15 protein-coding genes are annotated in these 20,939 nt (G+C 65.3%); 5 read left to right on the top strand and 10 right to left on the bottom strand.

Annotated elements, in window-relative coordinates; all coding sequences use genetic code 11:
- Nucleotides 1-120: 120 nt before the first annotated feature.
- Nucleotides 121-2,400 (bottom strand): spermidine synthase, encoded by a 2,280-nt coding sequence (locus AC1RR3_RS34450; protein ID WP_492829071.1) that lies wholly within the window; start codon nt 2,398-2,400, stop codon nt 121-123.
- A 205-nt stretch (nt 2,401-2,605) separates the two neighbouring features.
- On the opposite strand from AC1RR3_RS34450, the gene AC1RR3_RS34445 reads away from it, so the two are divergent.
- A complete protein-coding gene (locus tag AC1RR3_RS34445; RefSeq protein WP_492829069.1) occupies nt 2,606-4,216 on the top strand; it encodes a phytoene desaturase family protein in 1,611 nt (536 codons plus the stop codon).
- Between the two features lie 282 nt (nt 4,217-4,498).
- On the opposite strand, the gene AC1RR3_RS34440 is transcribed toward AC1RR3_RS34445, so the two are convergent.
- Nucleotides 4,499-4,654, bottom strand: coding sequence for a Flp family type IVb pilin (locus tag AC1RR3_RS34440; protein WP_492829074.1), 156 nt, complete (start codon nt 4,652-4,654; stop codon nt 4,499-4,501).
- A gap of 164 nt (nt 4,655-4,818) precedes the next feature.
- Here AC1RR3_RS34440 and AC1RR3_RS34435 point away from each other — a divergent pair, with 164 nt between their 5' ends.
- The gene (locus AC1RR3_RS34435) at nt 4,819-5,706 is read left to right on the top strand and encodes a 50S ribosomal protein L11 methyltransferase (protein ID WP_492829067.1); all 888 of its coding nucleotides are present in this window, start codon (nt 4,819-4,821) and stop codon (nt 5,704-5,706) included.
- 103 nt (nt 5,707-5,809) lie between these two features.
- On the opposite strand, the gene AC1RR3_RS34430 is transcribed toward AC1RR3_RS34435, so the two are convergent.
- Nucleotides 5,810-5,983, bottom strand: coding sequence for a hypothetical protein (locus tag AC1RR3_RS34430; protein ID WP_492829066.1), 174 nt, complete (start codon nt 5,981-5,983; stop codon nt 5,810-5,812).
- A gap of 189 nt (nt 5,984-6,172) precedes the next feature.
- Between AC1RR3_RS34430 and AC1RR3_RS34425 the strand changes: the two genes are divergently transcribed.
- Nucleotides 6,173-8,002, top strand: coding sequence for an aminopeptidase P family protein (locus AC1RR3_RS34425; RefSeq protein ID WP_492829064.1), 1,830 nt, complete (start codon nt 6,173-6,175; stop codon nt 8,000-8,002).
- 316 nt (nt 8,003-8,318) lie between these two features.
- Nucleotides 8,319-9,596 carry a multidrug effflux MFS transporter gene (locus AC1RR3_RS34420; RefSeq protein ID WP_492829063.1) on the top strand — a complete coding sequence of 426 codons (1,278 nt, stop codon included), beginning with the start codon at nt 8,319-8,321 and terminating at the stop codon, nt 9,594-9,596.
- Between the two features lie 168 nt (nt 9,597-9,764).
- Here AC1RR3_RS34420 and ligA read toward each other — a convergent pair whose 3' ends face one another.
- The gene (ligA, locus tag AC1RR3_RS34415; RefSeq protein WP_492829061.1) at nt 9,765-11,915 is read right to left on the bottom strand and encodes an NAD-dependent DNA ligase LigA; all 2,151 of its coding nucleotides are present in this window, start codon (nt 11,913-11,915) and stop codon (nt 9,765-9,767) included.
- A gap of 111 nt (nt 11,916-12,026) precedes the next feature.
- Here ligA and AC1RR3_RS34410 point away from each other — a divergent pair, with 111 nt between their 5' ends.
- On the top strand, nt 12,027-12,314 hold the full coding sequence (locus AC1RR3_RS34410; RefSeq protein WP_492829059.1) for a GIY-YIG nuclease family protein: 288 nt from the start codon (nt 12,027-12,029) through the stop codon (nt 12,312-12,314).
- Nucleotides 12,315-12,410: 96 nt separating this feature from the next.
- Here AC1RR3_RS34410 and recN read toward each other — a convergent pair whose 3' ends face one another.
- From recN to AC1RR3_RS34380, 6 genes are all read right to left on the bottom strand, one after another.
- Nucleotides 12,411-14,081, bottom strand: coding sequence for a DNA repair protein RecN (gene recN / locus AC1RR3_RS34405; protein ID WP_492829057.1), 1,671 nt, complete (start codon nt 14,079-14,081; stop codon nt 12,411-12,413).
- Between the two features lie 24 nt (nt 14,082-14,105).
- Entirely contained in the window at nt 14,106-14,993 is an 888-nt protein-coding gene (locus tag AC1RR3_RS34400; protein ID WP_492829055.1) for an outer membrane protein assembly factor BamD, read from the bottom strand.
- A 245-nt stretch (nt 14,994-15,238) separates the two neighbouring features.
- Complete coding sequence (lpxC, locus tag AC1RR3_RS34395; RefSeq protein ID WP_492829053.1) at nt 15,239-16,201, bottom strand: UDP-3-O-acyl-N-acetylglucosamine deacetylase; 963 nt, start codon at nt 16,199-16,201, stop codon at nt 15,239-15,241.
- 360 nt (nt 16,202-16,561) lie between these two features.
- Nucleotides 16,562-18,346, bottom strand: a complete 1,785-nt coding sequence (ftsZ, locus tag AC1RR3_RS34390) for a cell division protein FtsZ (RefSeq protein ID WP_492829052.1) — start codon at nt 18,344-18,346, stop codon at nt 16,562-16,564.
- A gap of 87 nt (nt 18,347-18,433) precedes the next feature.
- Nucleotides 18,434-19,756, bottom strand: coding sequence for a cell division protein FtsA (gene ftsA, locus AC1RR3_RS34385; RefSeq protein WP_492829050.1), 1,323 nt, complete (start codon nt 19,754-19,756; stop codon nt 18,434-18,436).
- Nucleotides 19,753-20,787 carry a cell division protein FtsQ/DivIB gene (locus tag AC1RR3_RS34380; RefSeq protein WP_492829048.1) on the bottom strand — a complete coding sequence of 345 codons (1,035 nt, stop codon included), beginning with the start codon at nt 20,785-20,787 and terminating at the stop codon, nt 19,753-19,755. Before AC1RR3_RS34380 ends, ftsA begins: the two co-directional genes overlap by 4 nt.
- Nucleotides 20,788-20,939: the final 152 nt, after the last annotated feature.

Below are 20,939 nucleotides of genomic sequence, written 5' to 3'. Positions count from 1 at the left end.
TGCTGCGCAGAGCCGGGACCAGAAGGCGAAACGAATTGCTCGGAGAGATGGGCCCCGGACGCAGCGCACCGCTGAAGAAGCGCTGCGCTGCGTCCGGGGCACGAGACCACTCAGGTCGCCCTACTCGCCATCCCTCAAGCGCCGGTACAATGCGCCAAGGATGTTGGAATAGTCGTCCGTCCAGACCCGAACCCGGTCGTCGGCTTCGGTCTGCTCCCAGACCTTGGACGACGCGAGCTTGCCGACATCGGCGTCCTCGCGCGCGGAGATGACGACGTCGGTCGAGAAGATGTAGTCGGAATCGCGGCCCGAATCCTCGTTGTAGACCCAGCTTTTGAGATCGTTGGCGTCGGCGATGCCGACCACGACGGTCTCGAGATCAAGGTGCCGGTTGGAGACGTGCATCACCACGGCACCATGGGGCGCGAGCTTGTCCTTGTAGATCTTCATCGCCTCTTCGGTCGCAAGATGGATCGGAATCGCATCCGACGAATAGGCGTCGACGATGATGAGGTCATAGACGCCGTCAGGCTCTTTCGCGAAAGTGAGACGGGCATCGCCGATCACCGGCTTCAGGCCGGGCATGCAGCTCGAGATGTAACGAAAATTCTTCGGGTCGCTCGCCGCATCGACCATGGACTGGTCGATCTCGAAGAAGGTCCAGTTCTCGCCGGGCTCGGCGGCACAGGCAAGCGTGCCGGAGCCGACACCGATCGCGGCGACCTTGAGCGGCGCGCCCTTGCGCTCGCGGATCGCGGTGATGGCCTGACCGATGCCACCGTCCTTGTGGTAGTAGGTGATCGCCTCGGGCCGGCCGGTGACCGGCGTGCCGTCATTGTTGCGGAAGCGCTCGGCGCCATGGATCGTGGTGCCGTGCATCAGCACGTGGAAATAACCGCCCGGCGTCTCCACGATCTTGTGCACGCCGAAGAAGCTGCGCACGGTGGTGACGCGCCCCTCGTCCGCCGGATAGATCCGGATCAACGCCAGCGCCAGCGCGACGGTGGCAAAAATCTTCCAGCGGCCGGCATTGAGCGCCAACGTCACCAGCGCGGCGAGCACGCCGACCGAGCCGGCAACCCAGACGCGGTGATCCTCGAACCAGGTCGAGAGGCCACCCGTGGTGTAAGACGGCGCAACCAGCGCCACAGCGAGCGCGGCAAGCGCCAGCCAGTACCATTTGACGATGCCGGCGAGACGCTCGTTGGCGGACGGGCGGCACAGCGCCGCGAGCGCGACCAGGATCGGATATTCGGCGATCCAGGAGAAGGTGAAGGGCGCGACCAGACCTGCAAACAGGCCGCCGACCATGCCGCCGAACGACAGCGCGACATAGAAGCCGGTGAGATATTTGGCGGCCGGACGGGTGCGCGCCAATTCGCCGTGGCAGGCCATGGCGATGACGAAGAAGCACAATTGATGACCGCCCAGCGTCAGCAGCAGGTTCTGCTCACCGCCGAAGGCCAGCAGCACGACCACGCCTGCGATCGCCACCGGCTGGAGCATCAGCATCCATTTGTGCGGCAACAGCGGCCGCGACTGGAACACCACCACCCAGGTGAGCAGATACAGCGACAGCGGCAGCACCCACAAAAGCGGCGCCGCCGCGACGTCGGTCGAGATGTGCGCGGTGACGGCGATGAGCAGGCCTGATGGCACCGCGGCGAGGAAGATCCAGCGCAGCCGCGTCACGAGACCGGGCGCCGGCGCATTGATCTCCTCGGTTCGCGCATCGACCACCGCGAGCTTCGGCGAGCGCAGCAGCAGCACGCCGCAGGCGGCGATCAGGAGAATCAGCAGGCCATAGCCGCCGGTCCACAACCGGTTCTGCGTGTGCAGCGTGAACATCGGCTCCAACAGGAACGGATAGGACAACAGCGCGAGAAAGCTGCCGATGTTGGAGGACGCATAGAGGAAATAGGGATCGTGCCCGGCGGGATGGCCGGTGCGGACGAACCAGGCTTGCAGCAGCGGATTGTTGGCGGCGAGCGCGAAGAACGGCAGCCCGATCGAGACCAGGAACAGACCCAGCAGCCAGAACGCATAGCCCGAAGCAGGCGGCTCGCCATAGGCAACGGCGACGCCGAGCGGCAGCGTGGCGAAGGCCAGCGCCAGCAGCACGAGGTGCACCACCACCGGAACGATCCGGTTCCGGATCTGCATCAGCAGGTGCGCGTAGGCGTAACCGGCCAGCAGCAGCGACTGGAAGAACACCATCGCCACCGACCACACCGCCGGCGAGCCGCCGAGCCGCGGCAGCACCATCTTCGTGAACAGCGGCTGCACCGAGAACAGCAGCAGCGCGCTGACGAAGATCGCAGCGGTGTAGACCGTCAGCAGCAGCCGGTTGCGCGACGACGAGGGCTGCACCGTGGCGGCGGGTTGCACGATCGAATCCATGAAAGCTCCGGCCAAACTCCGGCGGGCGCCGGACCGCTGCAATGGAGCACACGGCGCCTGAACGGGCAATAAAGGCTCGCGTGATGTTGCAGCGAGGAATGGCTGATATACAGATGTCATTCCGGGGCGATGCGAAGCATCGAACCCGGAACCTCGAGATTCCGGGTTCGCGCTACGCGCGCCCCGGAATGACGCCAGGGACACCATGACCGAAACCGACGTCGTCATCATCGGCGCTGGCCATAACGGCCTCACCTGCGCGGCTTATCTCGCGATGGCAGGCCTGCGCGTGCGCGTGGTCGAGCGCCGCAAGGTGGTCGGCGGTGCGGCGGTCACGGAAGAATTTCATCCCGGGTTCAGGAATTCGGTCGCCGCCTACACGGTGAGCCTGCTCAATCCGCAGGTGATCCACGACCTCAAGCTCACTGAACAGGGCCTGCGAATCGTCGAGCGGCGCGCGCAAAATTTCCTGCCGGCGCCCGACGGCAGCTATCTCCTCACCGGCGAGGGACGAACGAAAGCGTCCGTCGCGCGGCTCAGCGCGCATGATGCGGAGGCGCTCGACGGCTTTTCGCGCGAGCTCGGAGACATCGCCGACGTGCTCAGGCAATTCGTGCTGCGCGCGCCGCCGAACCTCGTCGACGGTTTTGGCACCGCCGCAATCCGCGAGGGTGTCAACGCGTGGAAGACAGCCAACATCCTGCGCGGCCTCGCCCTGGAGCAGAGCCGCAGCCTGCTCGATCTCTTCACCCGCTCGGCCGGCGAGATGCTGGAGGAGCGTTTCGAGCACGACCTGGTCAAGGCACTGTTCGGCTTCGATGCCATCGTCGGCAATTACGCCAGTCCTTACGCCGCCGGTTCGGCCTATGTGATGCTGCACCATGCCTTCGGCGAGGTGAACGGCAAGAAGGGCGTCTGGGGCCATGCCATCGGCGGCATGGGCGCGATCACGCAAGCGATGGCGCGCGCCGCCAGGGACCGGGGCGTCGTGATCGACACCGATGCCGGCGTGCGCGAGGTGATCGTCGAGCGCGACCGCGCCGTCGGCGTGGTGCTGGAGAACGGCGAGACCATCCGCGCCAAATATGTCGCGGCCAACGTCAATCCAAAGCTGCTCTACACGCGGCTGGTCGCGGCCGACGCCCTGCCCCAGGATTTCCTCGCCCGCATCCGCAATTGGAAAAACGGCTCCGGCACGTTCCGGATGAACGTGGCGCTGGACCGCCTGCCTTCTTTCACCGCGCTGCCCGGCGACGGCGATCATCTCTCCTCCGGCATCATCCTGGCGCCCAGCCTCGGCTACATGGACCGCGCCTGGCTCGATGCACGGGCGCAAGGCTGGAGCCGAGAGCCCGTGGTGGAGATGCTGATCCCCTCCACGCTCGACGACACGCTGGCGCCCGCGGGCAAGCACGTCGCGAGCCTGTTCTGCCAGCATGTCGCGCCCGAGCTTCCCGATGGAAAGTCATGGGATGACCATCGCGACGAGGTCGCCGATCTCATGATCGCAACGGTGGATAATTACGCCCCAGGCTTTGCTGCCAGCGTGCTCGGCCGCCAGATCCTCTCGCCACTCGATCTCGAGCGGCAGTTCGGCCTCCTCGGCGGCGACATCTTCCACGGCGCGCTGACGCTGAACCAGCTGTTCTCGGCGCGGCCGATGCTGGGCCATGCCGATTATCGCGGCCCTCTGAAGGGCCTCTATCACTGCGGCTCCGGCACCCACCCCGGCGGCGGCGTCACCGGCGCCCCCGGCCACAACGCGGCGCAGGCGATCCTGAGGGATCACCGCTCGCTGTTCGGAAGCCGTGGATAGGTCTGTGGATGGGCTGTGGACTGGCCTGTTGGCAGATCTGTGAGAGGGCGGTGAGAACCGGCCGCAACAGGCCCGGCCAAGCCGGGTACAAGCCGGTGGAAAAGCTGGGGATGAGCGGCGGGATAGACACTGGATAGCAGGTGGAAATCGAGTGGACAGGCTGTGGGCAATTCTTGAGAGCCCAAAGACCACCTCGCCCGCCAGGGGCAATTCCCCCAGCGGGCGATCATCAGGAAACTGTCTATGAAGAAAGTTGCCCCGCTCGAAAATGGGGGGCGGAAATTACTTCAAGGAGCTGCTAATCGAACCGAACTTCTCGTTCATCGTGCCGCCCAGGCTGTTCACCACAGTGATGATCGCCAGCGCGATACCGGCTGCGATCAGGCCGTATTCGATCGCGGTCGCACCAGATTCGTCGGACCAGAACTTCGAAACCATGCGCTTCAAGACCAAGCCTCCATTTCCATTCCAAGATGTGTTGGTCGGTTCCAACACCCGCAAATCTACGGAAATACAACTTGCAGTTGGATTAATCCCGGAATTGCAAGTTATGCGGAAAATTGGGAACAAAAGTTCCAAAAATTGAACCCGACGGAACCCTGATGCAGCCTTCTCCCACCCATCGCGCCAGCTTTTCGCTTCCGACCGAGGCCGCTGCCAGGCGCGTCGTCGACATGCTCACTGAAGTCTTCTTTGACGGAGACGCAGCGGTCGCCGCGTTCGAGCAGCCAGGCGGACAATGGGACGTCACGCTGCATTTCGCCGAAGCGCCGGACCAGGAATTGCTACGCGAACTCGTTGCAACTTCAGCAGGAAACGACATCGCCGAGACGCTTGCCTTCGACACGGTCGAGGCCAAGGACTGGGTCAAGGCGAGCCTGGAAGATCTCATTCCGGTGCCCGCCGGCCGCTTCGTCGTCCACGGCAGCCATGATCGCGACCGCGTCGCGCCGAACAAGCTCAAGATCGAGATCGAGGCTGCGCTCGCCTTCGGGACTGGTCACCACGGCACCACCCGCGGCTGTTTACTGCTGCTTGACCATGTCCTGAAGAGCTCCCGCCCGAGGAACCTGCTCGACCTCGGCACCGGGACCGGCGTGCTGGCCATCGCCGCGGCGAAGGCGCTGCATCGCACGGTGCTGGCCTCCGACATCGACCCGCCCTCGGTGCGGGTGGCGGCCGAGAACGCGGCGCTGAACGAAACTGGGAACTATGTGCGGGTGATCCGCGCCACCGGCTTCGCCGCGCCGGATTTTGCCAAATGCGGCCCGTTCGACCTGGTGCTGGCCAACATCCTTGCCAATCCGCTGCGGCAATTGGCGGGCCCGATGGCGCGGCACCTTGCGCCAGGCGCCCGCGTCATCCTCTCCGGCCTGTTGACGCACCAGGCCCCCGCCGTGATCGCCGCCTATCGCGCGCGCGGCCTCGTGCCGTTGCGGCATCTGCGGATTGAAGGGTGGAGCAGCTTGTTGCTGAGGAAGTTATCGTAGGGTGGATTAGCGCAGCGTAATCCACCTCTTTCATTTCTGCGGTGACAGACGTGGTGGGTTACGCCTTCGGCTAACCCACCCTAGGAAGTCGTCACGATGTGGGCTACTTCACCGGCTTCTCGCCAGTGCGCGCCGATGCGCGCAAGGCACGTCTCGCGCGACGCTCGGCGAGACGGTCGATCATCTGGCTGATGAGGCCGCGCGGCTTCTTGGGTAGCGTTGCGGCCGGAGCGCGGCGCACCGGCGGCGAAATCTTCTCAAACGTGAACGCTGGCATCGTGTGTCCCCTCGCCGTTGAGATGAACCACTTGCTCGAATTTCCCTGTTATCCGGACGAAGCGCAACTGCCGCATCCTTTAACTCCACTCAATTCGAATGGAACTATTTCAAGCACAGTCCGTGCCAGATGCGACCTCAAATGCGTCTACATTGCGGACTGATCCCCATGATCCTAAAGTAGTCCACCATGTTCGAAGCACACTTCCAGACATTCGAAGAGCCCGAGGCCGGCGTCGCATTGACGGCGCGGCTTGCCGCGCTCCGCGAAGAACTCGCCCGCCGCAAGCTGACCGGCTTCGTCATTCCGCGCGCCGACCAGCAGCAGAATGAATATGTGGCGCCCTCGGAAGAGCGGCTCGCCTGGCTGACCGGCTTCACCGGATCGGCGGGATTGGCGGTGGTGCTGACCCGCGAAGCCGCCTTGTTCGTCGACGGCCGCTATACGATTCAGGCCGCCAAGCAGGTCGACGCCAAAGCCTGGGCGGTGGAATCGCTGATCGACCCGCCGCCGGAGAGCTGGGTGTCGGCGCATCTCAAATCCGGTGATCGCCTCGGATTTGATCCATGGCTGCACACTTTTGCGGCAGCCGAACGTCTGGCCGCTGCCTGCACCAAGGCTGGCGCAGAGCTGGTCGCGGTCGACAGCAATCCGGTCGATGCGATCTGGCAGGACCGGCCGCAGCCGCCGGTCGCCCCCGTCGCCGTGCACAGCCTGCAAAATGCCGGGGTCACCGAGGCCGACAAGCTGGTGCAGATCAGAAACGAGATCGGGAAGCTCGGCGCGGATGCGCTGGTGCTGTCGGACAGCCATGCGGTGGCGTGGACCTTCAACATCCGCGGCGCCGACGTCGCGCACACCCCGCTGCCGCTGTCTTACGCGCTGGTGCCGAAGGATGGCCGTCCCACCATCTTCATCGACCACCGCAAACTCTCCAACCTCTCGCGCGACCATCTCGAGCAGTCCGCCGACGTGCGCGAGCCCGATGCGATGGCGCCGACGCTGATGGCGCTGGCTAGAAGCGGCGCAGCAATCGCGCTCGACAATGCCACCGCGGCCGATGCGCTCAGCCGGCTGATTGCCGGCGCCGGCGGCAAGCCGCTGCGCGGCAGCGATCCGATCGCGCTGCTCAAGGCGGTCAAGAATCCGACCGAGATCAAGGGCACGCAGACGGCGCACCGGCGCGATGCCGTGGCGCTGGCGCGGTTTCTCGCGTGGGTCGATCGCGAGGCCCCAAGCGGCAAGCTCACCGAGATCGACGCGGTCGAGGCGCTGGAAACGTTCCGCCGCGACACCGGCGCGCTGAAAGACGTGTCGTTCCCGACCATCTCGGGCACCGGCCCGAACGGCGCCATCGTGCACTACCGCGTCACCCGCAAGAGCAACCGGCGGATCGCGCCCGGCGATCTGCTGCTGATCGATTCCGGCGCGCAATATGAAGACGGCACCACCGACGTCACCCGCACCATGGCGGTGGGCGAGCCGACGGACGAGATGCGTGATCGCTTCACCCGCGTCCTGCGCGGCCATATTGCGATTGCGCGCGCGGTGTTTCCCGACGGCACCAATGGCGCGCAGCTCGATACGCTGGCGCGGCAATATCTCTGGGCCGCGGGCGTCGATTTCGAGCACGGCACCGGCCACGGCGTCGGCAGCTATCTCAGCGTCCACGAAGGGCCGGCGCGAATCTCGAAACTCGGCACCGCGCCGCTGAAGCGCGGCATGATCCTCTCCAACGAGCCCGGCTACTACAAGGCCGACGGTTTCGGCATCCGCATCGAAAACCTCGAGCTGGTGATCGCCGCCGACATCAAGGGCGCCGAGAAGCCGATGAACGCATTCGAGACGCTGACGCTGGCGCCGATCGACCGCCGGCTGATCGATGTGGCGATGCTGAACCGCGACGAGCTCGACTGGCTCAATGCCTACCACGCCCGCGTACGGGCCGAGGTGGGGCCGGCGCTGGACGAGGCGACCAAGGCCTGGCTCGATCAGGCGACGGCGGAGCTGAAGGCGTAGCGCGCGCCGGAGCGCAACGCATAGCACTACGCGATTTGCGCAACGCTCTTTCCCCACCACCGCTGTCATGCCCCGCGAAAGCGGGGCATCCAGTATTCCAGAGACAGCAAACGCATGCGGAGAAGCCGCGGCGTACTGGATTCCCCGCTTTCGCGGGGAATGACATCTCATTTGTGGAACGAGACGCGCGCCCAATCGGTCGCCATCGTGCCCGCATCATAACCGTCCCAAAATCCGAATAGCCGCATTCCGAAATGCCGATATCCGTCTTGCGTGAGCACGCTACAGTCGATTCGAATTCGAAAGACGGACACCTATGCACGGCATGATCAGCAGGCCGCCGGACGCGGCCATGAAAAACCTCGCGACCTCGCGCGTGGTGCTGCTGCTGCTCGTCGTCATGACCGGGATTGCGCCGATCTCGCTCTACATGCTGGTTCCGGCGCTGCCGGTGCTGGCGACCACGTTCGGCAGCGACATCTCGATCGCGCAGATGACGGTGTCGCTCTTCATGGTCGGCATCGCGCTGTCGCAGCTGATCATGGGGCCGCTGTCGGACAAGTTCGGGCGGCGTCCGGTGCTGCTCGGCGGGCTGACGCTGATGGTCGTGGCCAGCGTCGCCTGCATCTTCGCGCAAAGCTTGCCGCAGCTGATCGCCGCGCGTTTTTTCCAGGCGCTGGGCGGCGCCACCGGCATGGTGGTCAGCCGCGCCATCATCCGCGACATCTACGAGCGCGATCGCGTCGCCTCGATGATCAGCCTCGTGGTCGCGGCCCTGATGATCGGGCAGATGATCTCCCCACTCACCGGCGGCCTGATCGAGACCGCGTTCGGCTGGCGCGCGATCTTCTACGCCATCGCGATCGGGGCCATCATTGTCGCCGTCGGTATCGCATTCGCGCTGCCGGAGACGCGCCGCAGCCGCGCTGCCGGCAGCGGCTTTCGCGGCGACATCGGCATGTTGATCCGAAGCCGCGCCTTCGTCGGTTACGTCATGTGCCAGGTGCTGGCCTCGCAGATCATCTTCACCTTCGCCGGCGGCGGCCCCTACATCGTGGTGACGCAGATGGGCCGCAGCAGCGCCGAATACGGCGCCTGGTTTGCGACCTCAGGCTTTGCGTATCTCGTCGGCAATCTGCTCTGCGTGCGCTTTGCGCCGCGCCACTCGCTGGAAAAGCTGATCTGGTTCGGGCTCGGCCTTCAGCTCAGTGGCAGCCTTCTCAACCTGCTCTGGAGTTTCGCCGGCTGGAACGAGGCGCCCGCCTGGCTATTCGGCACGCAGATGATCGTGATGGTCGGCAATGCCTTCGTGATGGCCAATTCCGCCGCCGGCGCCATCAGCATCCGCCCTGAAGCAGCCGGCACTGCGTCAGGCGCGATGGGTTTCCTCCAGCAGGGCATCGGCGCGCTGATGTCGCAGTTCGGCGCCTATCTCGGCGGCCATTCCACGACGACGCTGCCGCTGACCTCCGCGGTGCTCGCCATCTCGCTGCTCTGCGCCTGCATGATGATCTTCGTCGTGCCGCGACGGGAGGTGGTGGTGAGCGAGGAGTTGATCGAGCAGGCGGAAGAGGAAGAGTCGGGGATGATGTGAGGGCGGGACGCTTTCTTCCTTCTCCCCTTGTGGGAGAAGGTGGCGCGCGCAGCGCGCCGGATGAGGGGTCTCTCTCCACGCGTCCCCTCTCAAAGTTTGACCTCGAGGATAGAACCCCTCATCCGGCGCTACGCGCCACCTTCTCCCACAAGGGGAGAAGGGAAAGCCTCACTCCCCGATCAGCGCCAGCCACTCATCCTCGGTCAGCACCTTGACGCCGTGCTTGTTGGCCTCGGCGAGCTTCGAGCCCGCGCCGGGACCCGCGACCACGAGATCGGTCTTCTTCGAGACCGAGCCCGAGACCTTGGCGCCGAGCCGCTCCGCGGTGGCCTTGGCCTCGTCGCGCGTCATCTTTTCCAGCGAGCCCGTGAACACGACCGTCTTGCCGGCGACGGCCGAGTTGCTCTTCGGCTTCTCGGCGTCGACGATCTCATCGAGCTCTTTGACCAGCCTCTCGACGATACCGCGATTGTGGCTCTCGCCGAAATAATCGGCGATGCTCTTGATCACGGTGTCGCCGATCTGGTCGAGCGCATCCATCTCGGCGATCGCCTCCTCGTCGCCCTTGGCGACCTTGAGGCAGGCATCGTGAAAGGCCTCCCAGGAGCCATAGCCGCGCGCCAGCGCCAAGGCCGTGGTCTCACCGACATGGCGCATGCCGAGCGCGTAGACGAAACGCTCCAGCGCGATTTTGCGCCGGCTCTCGATGGCACCGAACAGATTGCGCACCGAGGTTTCGCCATAGCCCTCGATCTCCTCGAGCTTGAGCTTCGAATTGCGCTTCTCCAGCGTGAAGATGTCGGCGGGCTCCTTCACCCATCCTTCGTCAAAGAAATACTGGAGCTGCTTCTCGCCGAGACCGTCGATGTCGAAGGCGCGCCGCGAAACGAACAGCTTGAGGTGCTCGATCTTCTGATAGGGACAGGCGAACTCGCCGGTGCAGCGGGCGCGTGCTTCCTCTTCGCCGGCGGCCGTCTCCCCGCGCACGACGTCGGTGTGCAGCGGGCACGGGCACTTCTTCGGGAAGTGGAATTCCTTGGCGCCCTTCGGCCGCTTGTCGAGGACGACGTCGACGACCTGCGGAATGACATCGCCGGCGCGCTGGATCACGACCGTGTCGCCGATCCGGATGTCACGCCCCTCGCGCAGTACCTCGCCCTTGTTGCCGATGCCCTTGATGTAGTCCTCGTTGTGCAGCGTGACGTTCTGCACGATCACGCCGCCAACGCCGATCGGCTCGAGCTTGCCGACGGGGGTGAACGAGCCGGTGCGGCCGACCTGGATCTCGATGTCGCGCAGCACGGTCATGGCCTGCTCGGCCGGGAATTTGTGGGCAATGCCCCAGCGCGGCGTGCGCGAGACGAAGCCGAGGCGCTCCTGCCAGTCGATCCGGTCGACCTTGTAGACGACACCGTCGATGTCGTAGTCGAGTTTTGCGCGCTCTTCCTCGATCTTCTGGTGGAACGCGATCAGCTCCTCGACCGAGTGACACAGCTTCGTCAGCGGATTGGTCTTGAAGCCGCAGCGCTCGAACCAGTGGATCATGCCGCTCTGGGTTTCTTCCGGCATCGCGCTCATCTCGCCCCAGGCATAAGCGAAGAAGCCGAGCGGGCGCGAGGCGGTGATGGTCGGGTCCTTCTGCCGGAGCGAGCCCGCGGCCGAGTTACGCGGATTGGCGAAAGGCGCCTCACCCGCCTCGACCTGCTTCTTGTTGAGCGCGAGAAAGGCCTTCTTGGTCATGTAGACTTCGCCGCGCACCTCGCAGATGTCGGGGACGTTGCGGCCCTTCAGCTTTTGCGGCACGTCTTCGAGCGTGCGGATGTTGGCGGTGACGTCCTCGCCGACCGCACCGTCACCGCGTGTCGCCGCGGTAACGAGTTCGCCGCCCTCATAGCGCAGCGACATCGAGAGGCCGTCGATCTTCGGCTCGGCTGAGAAATTTATCTTGTCGTCGTCGAGCTTCAGGAAGCGCACGATGCGGCCGACGAAGTCGCGCACATCCTCTTCGGCAAAGGCGTTGTCGAGTGACAGCATCGGAACGGAATGCCGCACCTTCTTGAATCGCCCTGACGGCGCCGCGCCGACCTTCTGCGACGGCGAGTCCGCGCTGACGAATTCCGGAAAGCGCTTTTCGATCGCATTGAAGCGCTGGCGCAACGCGTCGTATTCGGCGTCGGTGACCGTCGGCGCGTCGTCCTGATAATAGCGCTCGTTGTGCCCCTCGATCTCGAGCGACAGCCGCATGTGCTCGACCTTGGCCTGCGCCTTGGTGAGGTCGGCGACGTCGCGGAGTGGTTTGGATTTTGCTGCTCTTGCCATTATACTTAAAGTTGTGTCTCGTCGTTCCGGGGTGGTCCGAAGGACCAGACCCGGAACCTCGAGCTTCCGGGTTCGCACTTCGTACGCCCGGAATGACGGTGGGAAGGGGTCATGGCGTACTACGTTTATATCCTAGCAAGCCGGCGCGACGGGGCAATCTATGTTGGCGTCACCAACGACCTCATACGCCGCACCTACGAGCATCGAATCAAGGCCGTGCCGGGCTTCACGACCAAATACAACATCACGAATCTGGTTTGGTTCGAGACCTATGACGATCCGGTTTCGGCGATATCTCGCGAGAAAGAACTCAAGAAGTGGAAGCGGGCCTGGAAGACCCAGTTGATCGAGAAGGACAATCCGAACTGGGATGATCTGTACGACTCGATCTGCAATTGAAAGAGTCATTCCGGGATGGTCAGAAGGACCAGACCCGGAATTTCGGGATTCCGGGTTCGCACTTCGTGCGCCCCGGAATGACGGTGGCAATCAAACCTAACTCGCCGCCTTGAGCAGCCGGTCCGCGGCCGCCCTCGCCTCGGCCGTGATCTCGGCACCCGCCAGCATCCGCGCGATTTCCTCGCGGCGGTGGTCGGCGGCGAGCGCATTGACGCGGGTGGCGACGCGCTTGCCCTTGTCGAGGGCGTCCTTGGAGATCAAGAGATGCTGGTCGGCCCGGGCGGCGACCTGCGGGGCATGGGTCACAGCCATCACCTGGACCTTGCCGGCAAGCCGCGCCAGGCGCGCGCCGATAGCGTCTGCGACTGCGCCGCCGACGCCGGTATCAATCTCGTCGAACACGAGCGTCGGCGCCGAGCCGCGGTCGGACAGCACGACCTTCAGCGCCAGCAGGAAGCGCGAAAGCTCGCCGCCGGAGGCGACCTTCATCATCGGCCCCGGCTTGGTGCCCGGATTGGTCTGCACCCAGAACTCGACGCGGTCGAACCCTTGCGGGCCCGGCGTCGCCTCGTCGGTCGCGACCTGGGTCATGAACTTGGCGCGTTCCAGCTTGAGCGGGGCAAGCTCGGCATTGACCGCCTTGTTGAGCTTCTCCGACGATTTCTGCCGCGCCAGCGACAGCTTCTTGGCGGAAGCGGCATAGCGCGCATCTGCCTCGATCGCGGCCTGCTCCAGCTTCTTCAACCGTGAGGCGCCGGCATCGATCAGGACGACGTCGGCGGCGTATTGGGCGGCAAGCGCCGCGAGCCCGTCGACCGGCGTGGAGTATTTGCGCGAGGCGGCGCGCAGGGCAAACAGCCGCTCCTCGATGCGCTCGAGCTCGGCCGGGTCGAAATCGGTCGCGGCGAGCGCAGCGAGGAGATGCTGGTCGGCTTCCTCCAGCGCATTGATCGCGATGTCGATCGCCTTGACGGCGGGCTCGACCAGCGCCGGCGAATTGACGCCGCGGCGCTCCAGCCGGCGCACCGCGGCCGAGAGGGCCGCGACCGGCGAGTTGTGGCCGCCGACGACCTCCTGCGCCTCGCGCAAATCGGAGGCGATCTTCTCGCCTTGCATCATGGTGGTGCGACGGGACGCCAGCGAGGTCTCCTCGCCGTCCTTGGGAGCGAGCTGCTTCAGCTCGTCGGAGGCGTGGCGCAGATAGTCGGCCTCGCGTGCGGCGCGCTCCATGCCGACGCGATGCTCTTCCAGCGCGGTGTTGGCAGTGCGGCGCGCGTCCCAGAGCGCTTCGACGGCCACGACATCCTTTTCCAGGCCGGAGAAGGCATCGAGCAGGCGGCGGTGGGTGGCGGCATCGACCAGCGCGCGCTCGTCATGCTGGCCGTGGATCTCGACCAGGGCGGCGCCGACCGCCTTCAGCGTCTGCACGCTGATCGACTGGTCGTTGATGAAGGCGCGGGTGCGACCGTCGGCGAGCTGCACCCGGCGGAGAATCATCTCACCGGTGTCGTCCAGCCCGTTCTCGGCGAGGATTTTCGCTGCGGGGTGATTTTTGGGGATATCGAACACGGCAGTGACCTGCCCCTGCTCCGCGCCGTGGCGCACGAGGCCGGCGTCGCCGCGGCCGCCGAGCGCCAGCGCAAAGGCATCGAGCAGGATGGATTTGCCCGCACCGGTCTCGCCGGTCAAGACCGCAAGGCCGGTGGCGAATTCGATATCGAGCCGTTCGATCAGGACGATGTCACGGATCGACAGACGCGCCAGCATGGAACCAAATTTCCTAGCCGAGACCTAGAGGCCTATCTTCTTGAAGGCCCTGCTTATCCAGGAACCCTGATTCTCGCTCGGCTCGAGACCGCCCGATTTTACTAGATTATAGGCGTCCTTGTACCACCGGCTGTCAGGAAAATTGTGCCCGAGCACGGCGGCCGCGGTCTGGGCCTCGCCGACGATGCCGATCGCCATATAGGACTCGGTCAGACGGAACAGCGCCTCCTCGACATGGCGCGTGGTCTGGTACTGGGTGACGACCGTCTTGTAGCGGTTGATCGCCGCCGTGAAGTCGCGCTTCTGCGCGTAATAGCGGCCGACATTCATTTCCTTGCCGGCGAGCTGGTCGCGCGCGCCCTCGATCTTGGCCTTGGCCGAGGTCGCATATTCGGACGTCGGATATTTGCGCACCACCTCTTCCAGCGAGGCGATCGCCTTCTCGGTGCGGCTCTGGTCGCGGCTGATGTCCGGGATCTGGTCGTAATGCGAGGCCGCGATCAGGTACTGCGCATAGGCCGCATCAGGGCTGCCGGGGTGCAGCGTGACATAGCGGGTGGCGGCGCCGATGCAGCCGTCATAGTCGCCGCCCTGGTAGGAGGCGTAGGCCGACATCAGCAGCGATTTGCGAGCCCAGTCGGAATAAGGATGCTGGCGGTCGACCTCTTCGAACTTCTTGTTCGCCGCCTTCATGTCCTTCTTCTCGTTCATGAGGTACAGGCCCTCATTGTAGATCTTGTCGGCGGGCTCCTCGACGAAGGTGTCGTCCTTGGCGGTGAACTTGTCCCAGAGCGCGCCGGTGCCGCAGCCGGCCAGCGGCAGCGCGAGCATGATGAAGGTGGCGGCGTGAAGCAGCCCACGGACTCCAGACGAGACCGAGAGATATCCGCGCGTCATACGCTGTGCCGACATGAGTTTTGCCCTGACGCCCTATGATGCGGTGTCCGCCAGCCCATGAACCCCGCCATGGGCGCGAAATGGTGCCGTGGTGCCTGCCATGCGACCACGCCGATGTATCCGAAAAACGATAGTTAACCAACCGTATGGGCAGGCATTTCGCCCGGATTAAGGCGAACCTGCCGCAATGCTAGTCGATCATGGTTACCAGGAGTTTCCCGGAGGAAAGTCGCCGCCGGATACAAGCGGTCACAGGTCTCTCAGGACACGTCCGGTCCGTAGGCTGCAGCGACCCGGCCACCGACGATGCCGCGACCGGTTTCGGCCACGGGACGGGAGGTGCGGCGGACGGCCTCGCCCTCGACCACCCGCCAGGCGGTACGGTCGGCCAGCAGCGCGGTCAGGACGGCGTGGTTGAGCTTGTGGCCGCCACGCACCGAACGGTAGGCGCCGAGCAGCGGCAGACCGGCCAAAGCGAGGTCGCCAATCACGTCCAGCACCTTGTGGCGGGCGCATTCGTCGGCGTAGCGCAGGCCCTCGGTGTTGAGCAGCCGCTCGTCGTCGAACACGACGGTATTGTCGAAGGAGGCGCCGAGCGCGTAGCCCGCGCTCCAGAGCCGGGCCACGTCGCCCATCAGGCCGAAGGTCCGGGCGCGGCCGACTTCGCGGCGGAAACGTTCCGCGCTGAGCTCGAAGCTGTAGCTCTGTTGGCCGATGACAGGATTGGTGAAGTCGATCTCGACCTCGGCACGGAACCCGTTGGCATATGGCCGGATCTCGCCGAAGGAGTCGCCGATCTTGACCGAGATCGGCTTCAAAACCTGGATGAAGCGACGCTGCGCCGGCTGGGTGACGATGCCGGCCTGGTCGATCGCCGCAATGAAGGCCGCGGCGCTGCCGTCCATGATCGGCACTTCCGGCCCGTCGATCTCGATGGTGGCGTTGTCCACGCCCATGCCCCGCAGTGCAGCAAGCACGTGCTCGGCGGTGGAGACCAGCGGCCCGTTGCGATCGCCGAGAACGGTGGCGAGGTCGGTTGCAATCACCTGATCGGCGATCGCCTGAACTTCGCGGTCACATCCCTCAAGTCCGGTGCGGACAAAAATAAAACCTGCGTCGACAGGCGCAGGCCCAAGGGTGAGAGTGACGGGAAGACCGGAATGAACGCCGACGCCGGCCACAGTGGCTTGCGCACGAAGCGTTGTTTGCCGGCTAAATTTCATCAGGAACCCGCCCCACTACGACCAACTGCGACTTATACTCACCCGAACCGAGCGGCCAAGGCCGCCGTCCGAATCCGTATCCCCAAGTCACGGCAAACCATAGTCACTGCCTCAAACAGCGCCAACTCACGCTTTTTTACCGATTGTTACCCCAAACCTGCCGTATTCGCGCCAAGGCTTAACCAAATTGCGCCGGAGTTTGGGACCGTTATCGGCAGTTTTACTGAACCATCGAATACGTAATTAATGATTTAAAATCAGTTGCTTGAGCACGCATTCGTGACATGCACGGGACAAAAGGAAAGGCCCCGGCAAGCTTGCTGCCGGGGCCTTTTTGCGTCTGCCTTATTGTAACAATCCTCAGGTCGCCTGACGCCGCAGGAAGGCCGGGATATCAAGATGGTCGTCACCCTGTGGCGCTGGCGCAACAGGCGCGGAACGGCCGTGCATGTCGAGGCCCTGGGGCGCGGGACGACGAGCATACTCCGATACCGGCTCGCTGGCTGCGATCTGCTGCGCCACGGTCTTCTGCGGGCGACGATCGGGCAGCGGCGGCATCGCGGGACCGGTGGTGCGGGCGGCCACCGGCGCCTCGGTCTCCTCGTCGCGGCGGCCGAGGCCGACATTGGCGAGACGCTGGAGCAGCGACAGGCGGCTCTTCTGCGGGGTCTCCTCCTCAACCTCGCCGCGGGCCTGGCGAAGCTCGGCCTGGGCCGGCATCGGCAGTTCCTCGATGCGGGGCATCCGCGGCGCACGAACCGGCGCACGCTCGGCCTGTGGCGGGATGAAGGTTTCCGGCGTCATCGGCTCATGCATGGCCATCGGCGCCTGCTCAGGCTCCGGGAACAGCGTGGGCTTCTGCGCGATCGGGCGCACGGTGACGTCGCCGTAGGTCTGCGTCGGCGCGGGCGCCTGCGGGACGTCCGAAACGGCAGCCGCGATGGCGGCGAGCGCTGCGCGCTCGACATTGGCACGCGGCGCGACGGGCGCGGCGGCCGGGACCTGCGATTCCAGCTTCTGGGCACGCTCGGCAAGGCGCTGGTTGTCGGCGCGCAGGCGCGCGGTCAGGTCGGCGAGGCGGCTTTCGGCAACCGCGGCCGGAGCAGCGGGAGCCTGCTGCACCTGGGGCGCCGCGTTCGCAACCGGCGCGCTGGTGGCCTGGCTGTTGCGGGCAATCGCGGCCTGCTCGATGCCAGTGGCAACGACCGAGACGCGGATCAGGCCGTCGAGCGCTTCGTCGAAGGTGGCGCCGACGATGATGTTGGCGTCCTGGTCGACTTCCTCGCGGATGCGGGTCGCGGCTTCGTCGACCTCGAACAGAGTGAGGTCCTTGCCGCCGGTGATGGAGATGAGGAGGCCCTTGGCGCCCTTCATCGACGAATCGTCGATCAGCGGGTTGGCGATCGCGGCTTCAGCGGCGGTCAGCGCGCGCTTGTCGCCGGAGGCTTCGCCCGTGCCCATCATCGCCTTGCCCATCTCGCGCATGACGGCGCGGACGTCGGCGAAGTCGAGGTTGATCAGGCCTTCCTTGACCATCAGATCGGTGATGCAGGCGACGCCCGAATAGAGCACCTGGTCGGCCATCGCGAAGGCGTCGGCGAAAGTGGTCTTCTCGTTGGCGACCCGGAACAGGTTCTGGTTCGGGATGATCAGCAGCGTGTCGACGACCTTGTGCAGCTCGGCGATGCCGGCTTCCGCGGTGCGCATGCGGCGGCCGCCCTCGAAGTGGAACGGCTTGGTCACGACGCCGACGGTGAGGATGCCCATCTCGCGCGCGATCTTGGCGATCACGGGAGCAGCACCGGTGCCGGTGCCGCCGCCCATGCCGGCGGTGACGAACACCATGTTGGCGCCGGAGAGATGGTCGCGAAGCTCATCCATGACCTCTTCCGCCGCCGCCGCGCCGACGACCGGCTGCGAGCCTGCGCCCAGGCCTTGCGTGGCGGCCGTGCCCATCTGCACGATGCGCTGTGCCTTCGACATCGTCAGCGCCTGCGCGTCGGTGTTGGCGACCACGAAGTCGACGCCCTGAAGGCCCGCCGTGATCATGTTGTTGACGGCGTTGCCACCGGCGCCGCCGACGCCGAACACGGTGATCCGGGGCTTCAGTTCGTGAATATCAGGAACATTGATGCTGATGGTCATGTTTGCCTCTCGATCACGTGCGCGTGGGTTCGCCCCGGCCGTCGGCCGCGGGAGTTGGTGAAAGTCGGGAATTGCGGAAGTCGGTCATCAGAAGCCCTCGCGTAGCCATCGTCCGACCTTTCCGAAATAACCGCCGGTCCCTGTTCTGACCTGCTGCCGCGTATGCCGCGGTTCGACATGTTCCTGGTGAACATATTGCGGGTAGACGAGGAGGCCGGCCGGCACCGCGAACGCGGCGTTCTTCGCCTCGTTGGGCAGCCGGCCGAAGCCGAGCGGACGACCGACCCGCACAGGCCGGCCGAGAATCTGGGTTCCGAGTTCGACGAGGCCGGTGAGCTGCGAGGCGCCGCCGGAGAGCACGACGCGGCCGTTCGGCTCTGAGGCGAAGGGCGAATCCTTCAGCTTGTCCCGAACCATTTCGAAGACTTCCTCGGCACGGTGCTTGACGATGTTGGCGATGGTGGCGCGGGAGACGATCTGCGGCAGATCCTGCTCGTCACCGGCTGTCGGCACAGACATCAGCTCACGCGAGTCCGATCCGCCGGTGATGACGGTCCCGTATAACGTCTTGATTCGCTCGGCATCGGCAATGGTCGCGGAGAGTCCGCGCGCGAGATCCATCGTGATGTGTTGCCCGCCGACCGCAAAACCGGCCGCATGCACGAAACGGCCGCCGGAATAGACCGCGATCGTGGTGGTCCCCGCGCCCATCTCGACGACGGCCGCGCCGAGATCGGCCTCGTCGTCGGTGAGCACCGAGAGGCCGGCCACATAGGCGCTCGCCGCCATGGCTTCGACATTGATGTGGCAGCGCTCCACCGCCAGCATCAGGTTCCGCGCCACGGTGGCGTCACAGGTGACGACGTTCATGTCGACGCCGAACTGATGGGCGACCATGCCGCGGGGATCGCGGATGCCCTTGACGCCGTCGAGCGTGTAGCCGACCGGCAGCGCGTGCAGCACGGTGCGGCCCTCGCCGGTGGCGTGACGCATGCCGGTGGAGGTGACGCGGCTGACATCGGCCTGCGTCACGGCGCCGCCGCGGATGTCGGCGGCGGCCTCGACCAGCTGGCCGGACAACCGGCCACCGGAGACCGACAGCAGCACGGACTCGACCCGCACCTTGGCCATTTTCTCCGCAAGCCCGACGGCCTGGCGCACCGCCTGCTCGCATTCGCCGAGATCGACCACCGCGCCGGCCTTCATGCCGCGCGACTGGATCTGGCTGTAACCGATCAATTCCACCGCGTGGGTGCGGCCGCGCAGCGCATCGCTCGGCGCCGACGGCTTCAGCCGCGCGATCATGCAGGCGATCTTGCTGGTGCCGATGTCGAGGCAGGCGACGAGGCCGCCGCGCTTGTGCGGCATCTGGCGCGTCTTCGGCGTCTGGGTGCGATCAAGACCGGTCATGCGGCGTCCCCGGCCTTCTTTTTCTTCTTGTCCTTGAACTGATCGTCGCGCGCCTTGGCGGCGTCGTCGGACAGCTGCACCACCAGGCGATCGGGCAGGCGCATGTCGACGGCGACGATGTCACGGGAGAACAGCCTGTCCTCCTTGTCGAGCCTGGACAGCATCGCAAGCGCGTTGCCGACATCCTGCTCGGGCAGGCGGATGTCGAGGCCGTCCTTGAGCCTCAGGTTCCAGCGTCGCTCGCCGACATAGATCGCGGCCTTGGTCAGCGCATTGACCTGCGGATAGCGCGCCAGCAGCGCGAGGAAATCGCGGGCCTGGGTGTCGGCGCCCTTGCCCACCACGAGCGGCAGCGACAGGAACCGGCGCGAGACGTAGGGTTCGAGCACGGCGCCGTCGTCGGCGATGACAGAGAGGCGGCCGGCCTCCTGCCACAGCGCGAAGGCCTGGCGCTCGGTGATGTCGATCATCAGCCGGCCCGGATAGAGCTTCAGCACGGTCGCGTCCGCGATCCAGGGATTGGCCTTGAGCTTGTCACGGACAACGTCGGCGTCGAGGAACAGCAACGAGGAACGGCCGCTGACGCCGCCGATGGCAAGGATCTCGTCCTGGCTGAGCTGCTTGCGGCCGTTGATCGCGACGGAGGTGATGCGGAAGCCGGCGGAATTGGCCATCGCGTTGCGGGCATCGCTGACCGCCGTGATGAAATCCTGGAGGTGGCCGCCCTTGACGATACCGAAGCCGCAGCTTCCGATCAGGAGCAGCACCGTCATGGTGATCCCGACCCGGCGCGGCAGATAGCGCTCGACCAGCGCGACCACGCGCGGCGGCGGCTCCCGCTCGATGACAGGCTTGGCTTTGGATTTGACCTTGTGCCTGGCGGCAGCGCGCTTCTGGTCGCGTCTGGCGTCGAGCTTCTCCTGGACCCACTCGCGCAGAAGCACGACCGCTCCGATAGCGGCCGCCTTCAGGTCAGCTTGGGGCCTCAGCGATCTGAAAAGCGACCGGGTGAGGCTTCCTGCACCATCCATTGCACGAGCTCGTCAACAGTTTGCCCGCGACATCGCGCGGGTCCTGGCGAACATGACGTCTCGGACTTGCCGGGCCGGGTACTGGTCTTCAGCAGATGAAGCCTCTCCCGTTCAAAGCGTTCGCTGGAGGTGACATCACCCAAAACAGCTCA

The organism is Bradyrhizobium sp. GW821-FHT13H05, assembly GCF_058804065.1.
The sequence above is the reverse complement of the archived record's forward strand: the minus strand, read 5'-3'. Positions and strand labels throughout refer to the sequence as shown.

Excerpts from the sequence above, each read along its gene's own strand:
- AC1RR3_RS34430 (WP_492829066.1), bottom strand. The coding sequence starts at position 5,983 with ATGCCAGCGTTCACGTTTGAGAAGATTTCGCCGCCGGTGCGCCGCGCT.
- lpxC (WP_492829053.1), bottom strand. The coding sequence starts at position 16,201 with ATGAAATTTAGCCGGCAAACAACGCTTCGTGCGCAAGCCACTGTGGCC.
- AC1RR3_RS34380 (WP_492829048.1), bottom strand. The coding sequence starts at position 20,787 with ATGGATGGTGCAGGAAGCCTCACCCGGTCGCTTTTCAGATCGCTGAGG.
- AC1RR3_RS34440 (WP_492829074.1), bottom strand. The coding sequence starts at position 4,654 with ATGGTTTCGAAGTTCTGGTCCGACGAATCTGGTGCGACCGCGATCGAA.
- ftsZ (WP_492829052.1), bottom strand. The coding sequence starts at position 18,346 with ATGACCATCAGCATCAATGTTCCTGATATTCACGAACTGAAGCCCCGG.
- ftsA (WP_492829050.1), bottom strand. The coding sequence starts at position 19,756 with ATGACCGGTCTTGATCGCACCCAGACGCCGAAGACGCGCCAGATGCCG.
- AC1RR3_RS34425 (WP_492829064.1), top strand. The coding sequence starts at position 6,173 with ATGTTCGAAGCACACTTCCAGACATTCGAAGAGCCCGAGGCCGGCGTC.
- AC1RR3_RS34450 (WP_492829071.1), bottom strand. The coding sequence starts at position 2,400 with ATGGATTCGATCGTGCAACCCGCCGCCACGGTGCAGCCCTCGTCGTCG.
- AC1RR3_RS34420 (WP_492829063.1), top strand. The coding sequence starts at position 8,319 with ATGCACGGCATGATCAGCAGGCCGCCGGACGCGGCCATGAAAAACCTC.
- AC1RR3_RS34445 (WP_492829069.1), top strand. The coding sequence starts at position 2,606 with ATGACCGAAACCGACGTCGTCATCATCGGCGCTGGCCATAACGGCCTC.
- AC1RR3_RS34400 (WP_492829055.1), bottom strand. The coding sequence starts at position 14,993 with ATGTCGGCACAGCGTATGACGCGCGGATATCTCTCGGTCTCGTCTGGA.
- AC1RR3_RS34435 (WP_492829067.1), top strand. The coding sequence starts at position 4,819 with ATGCAGCCTTCTCCCACCCATCGCGCCAGCTTTTCGCTTCCGACCGAG.
- AC1RR3_RS34410 (WP_492829059.1), top strand. The coding sequence starts at position 12,027 with ATGGCGTACTACGTTTATATCCTAGCAAGCCGGCGCGACGGGGCAATC.
- ligA (WP_492829061.1), bottom strand. The coding sequence starts at position 11,915 with ATGGCAAGAGCAGCAAAATCCAAACCACTCCGCGACGTCGCCGACCTC.
- recN (WP_492829057.1), bottom strand. The coding sequence starts at position 14,081 with ATGCTGGCGCGTCTGTCGATCCGTGACATCGTCCTGATCGAACGGCTC.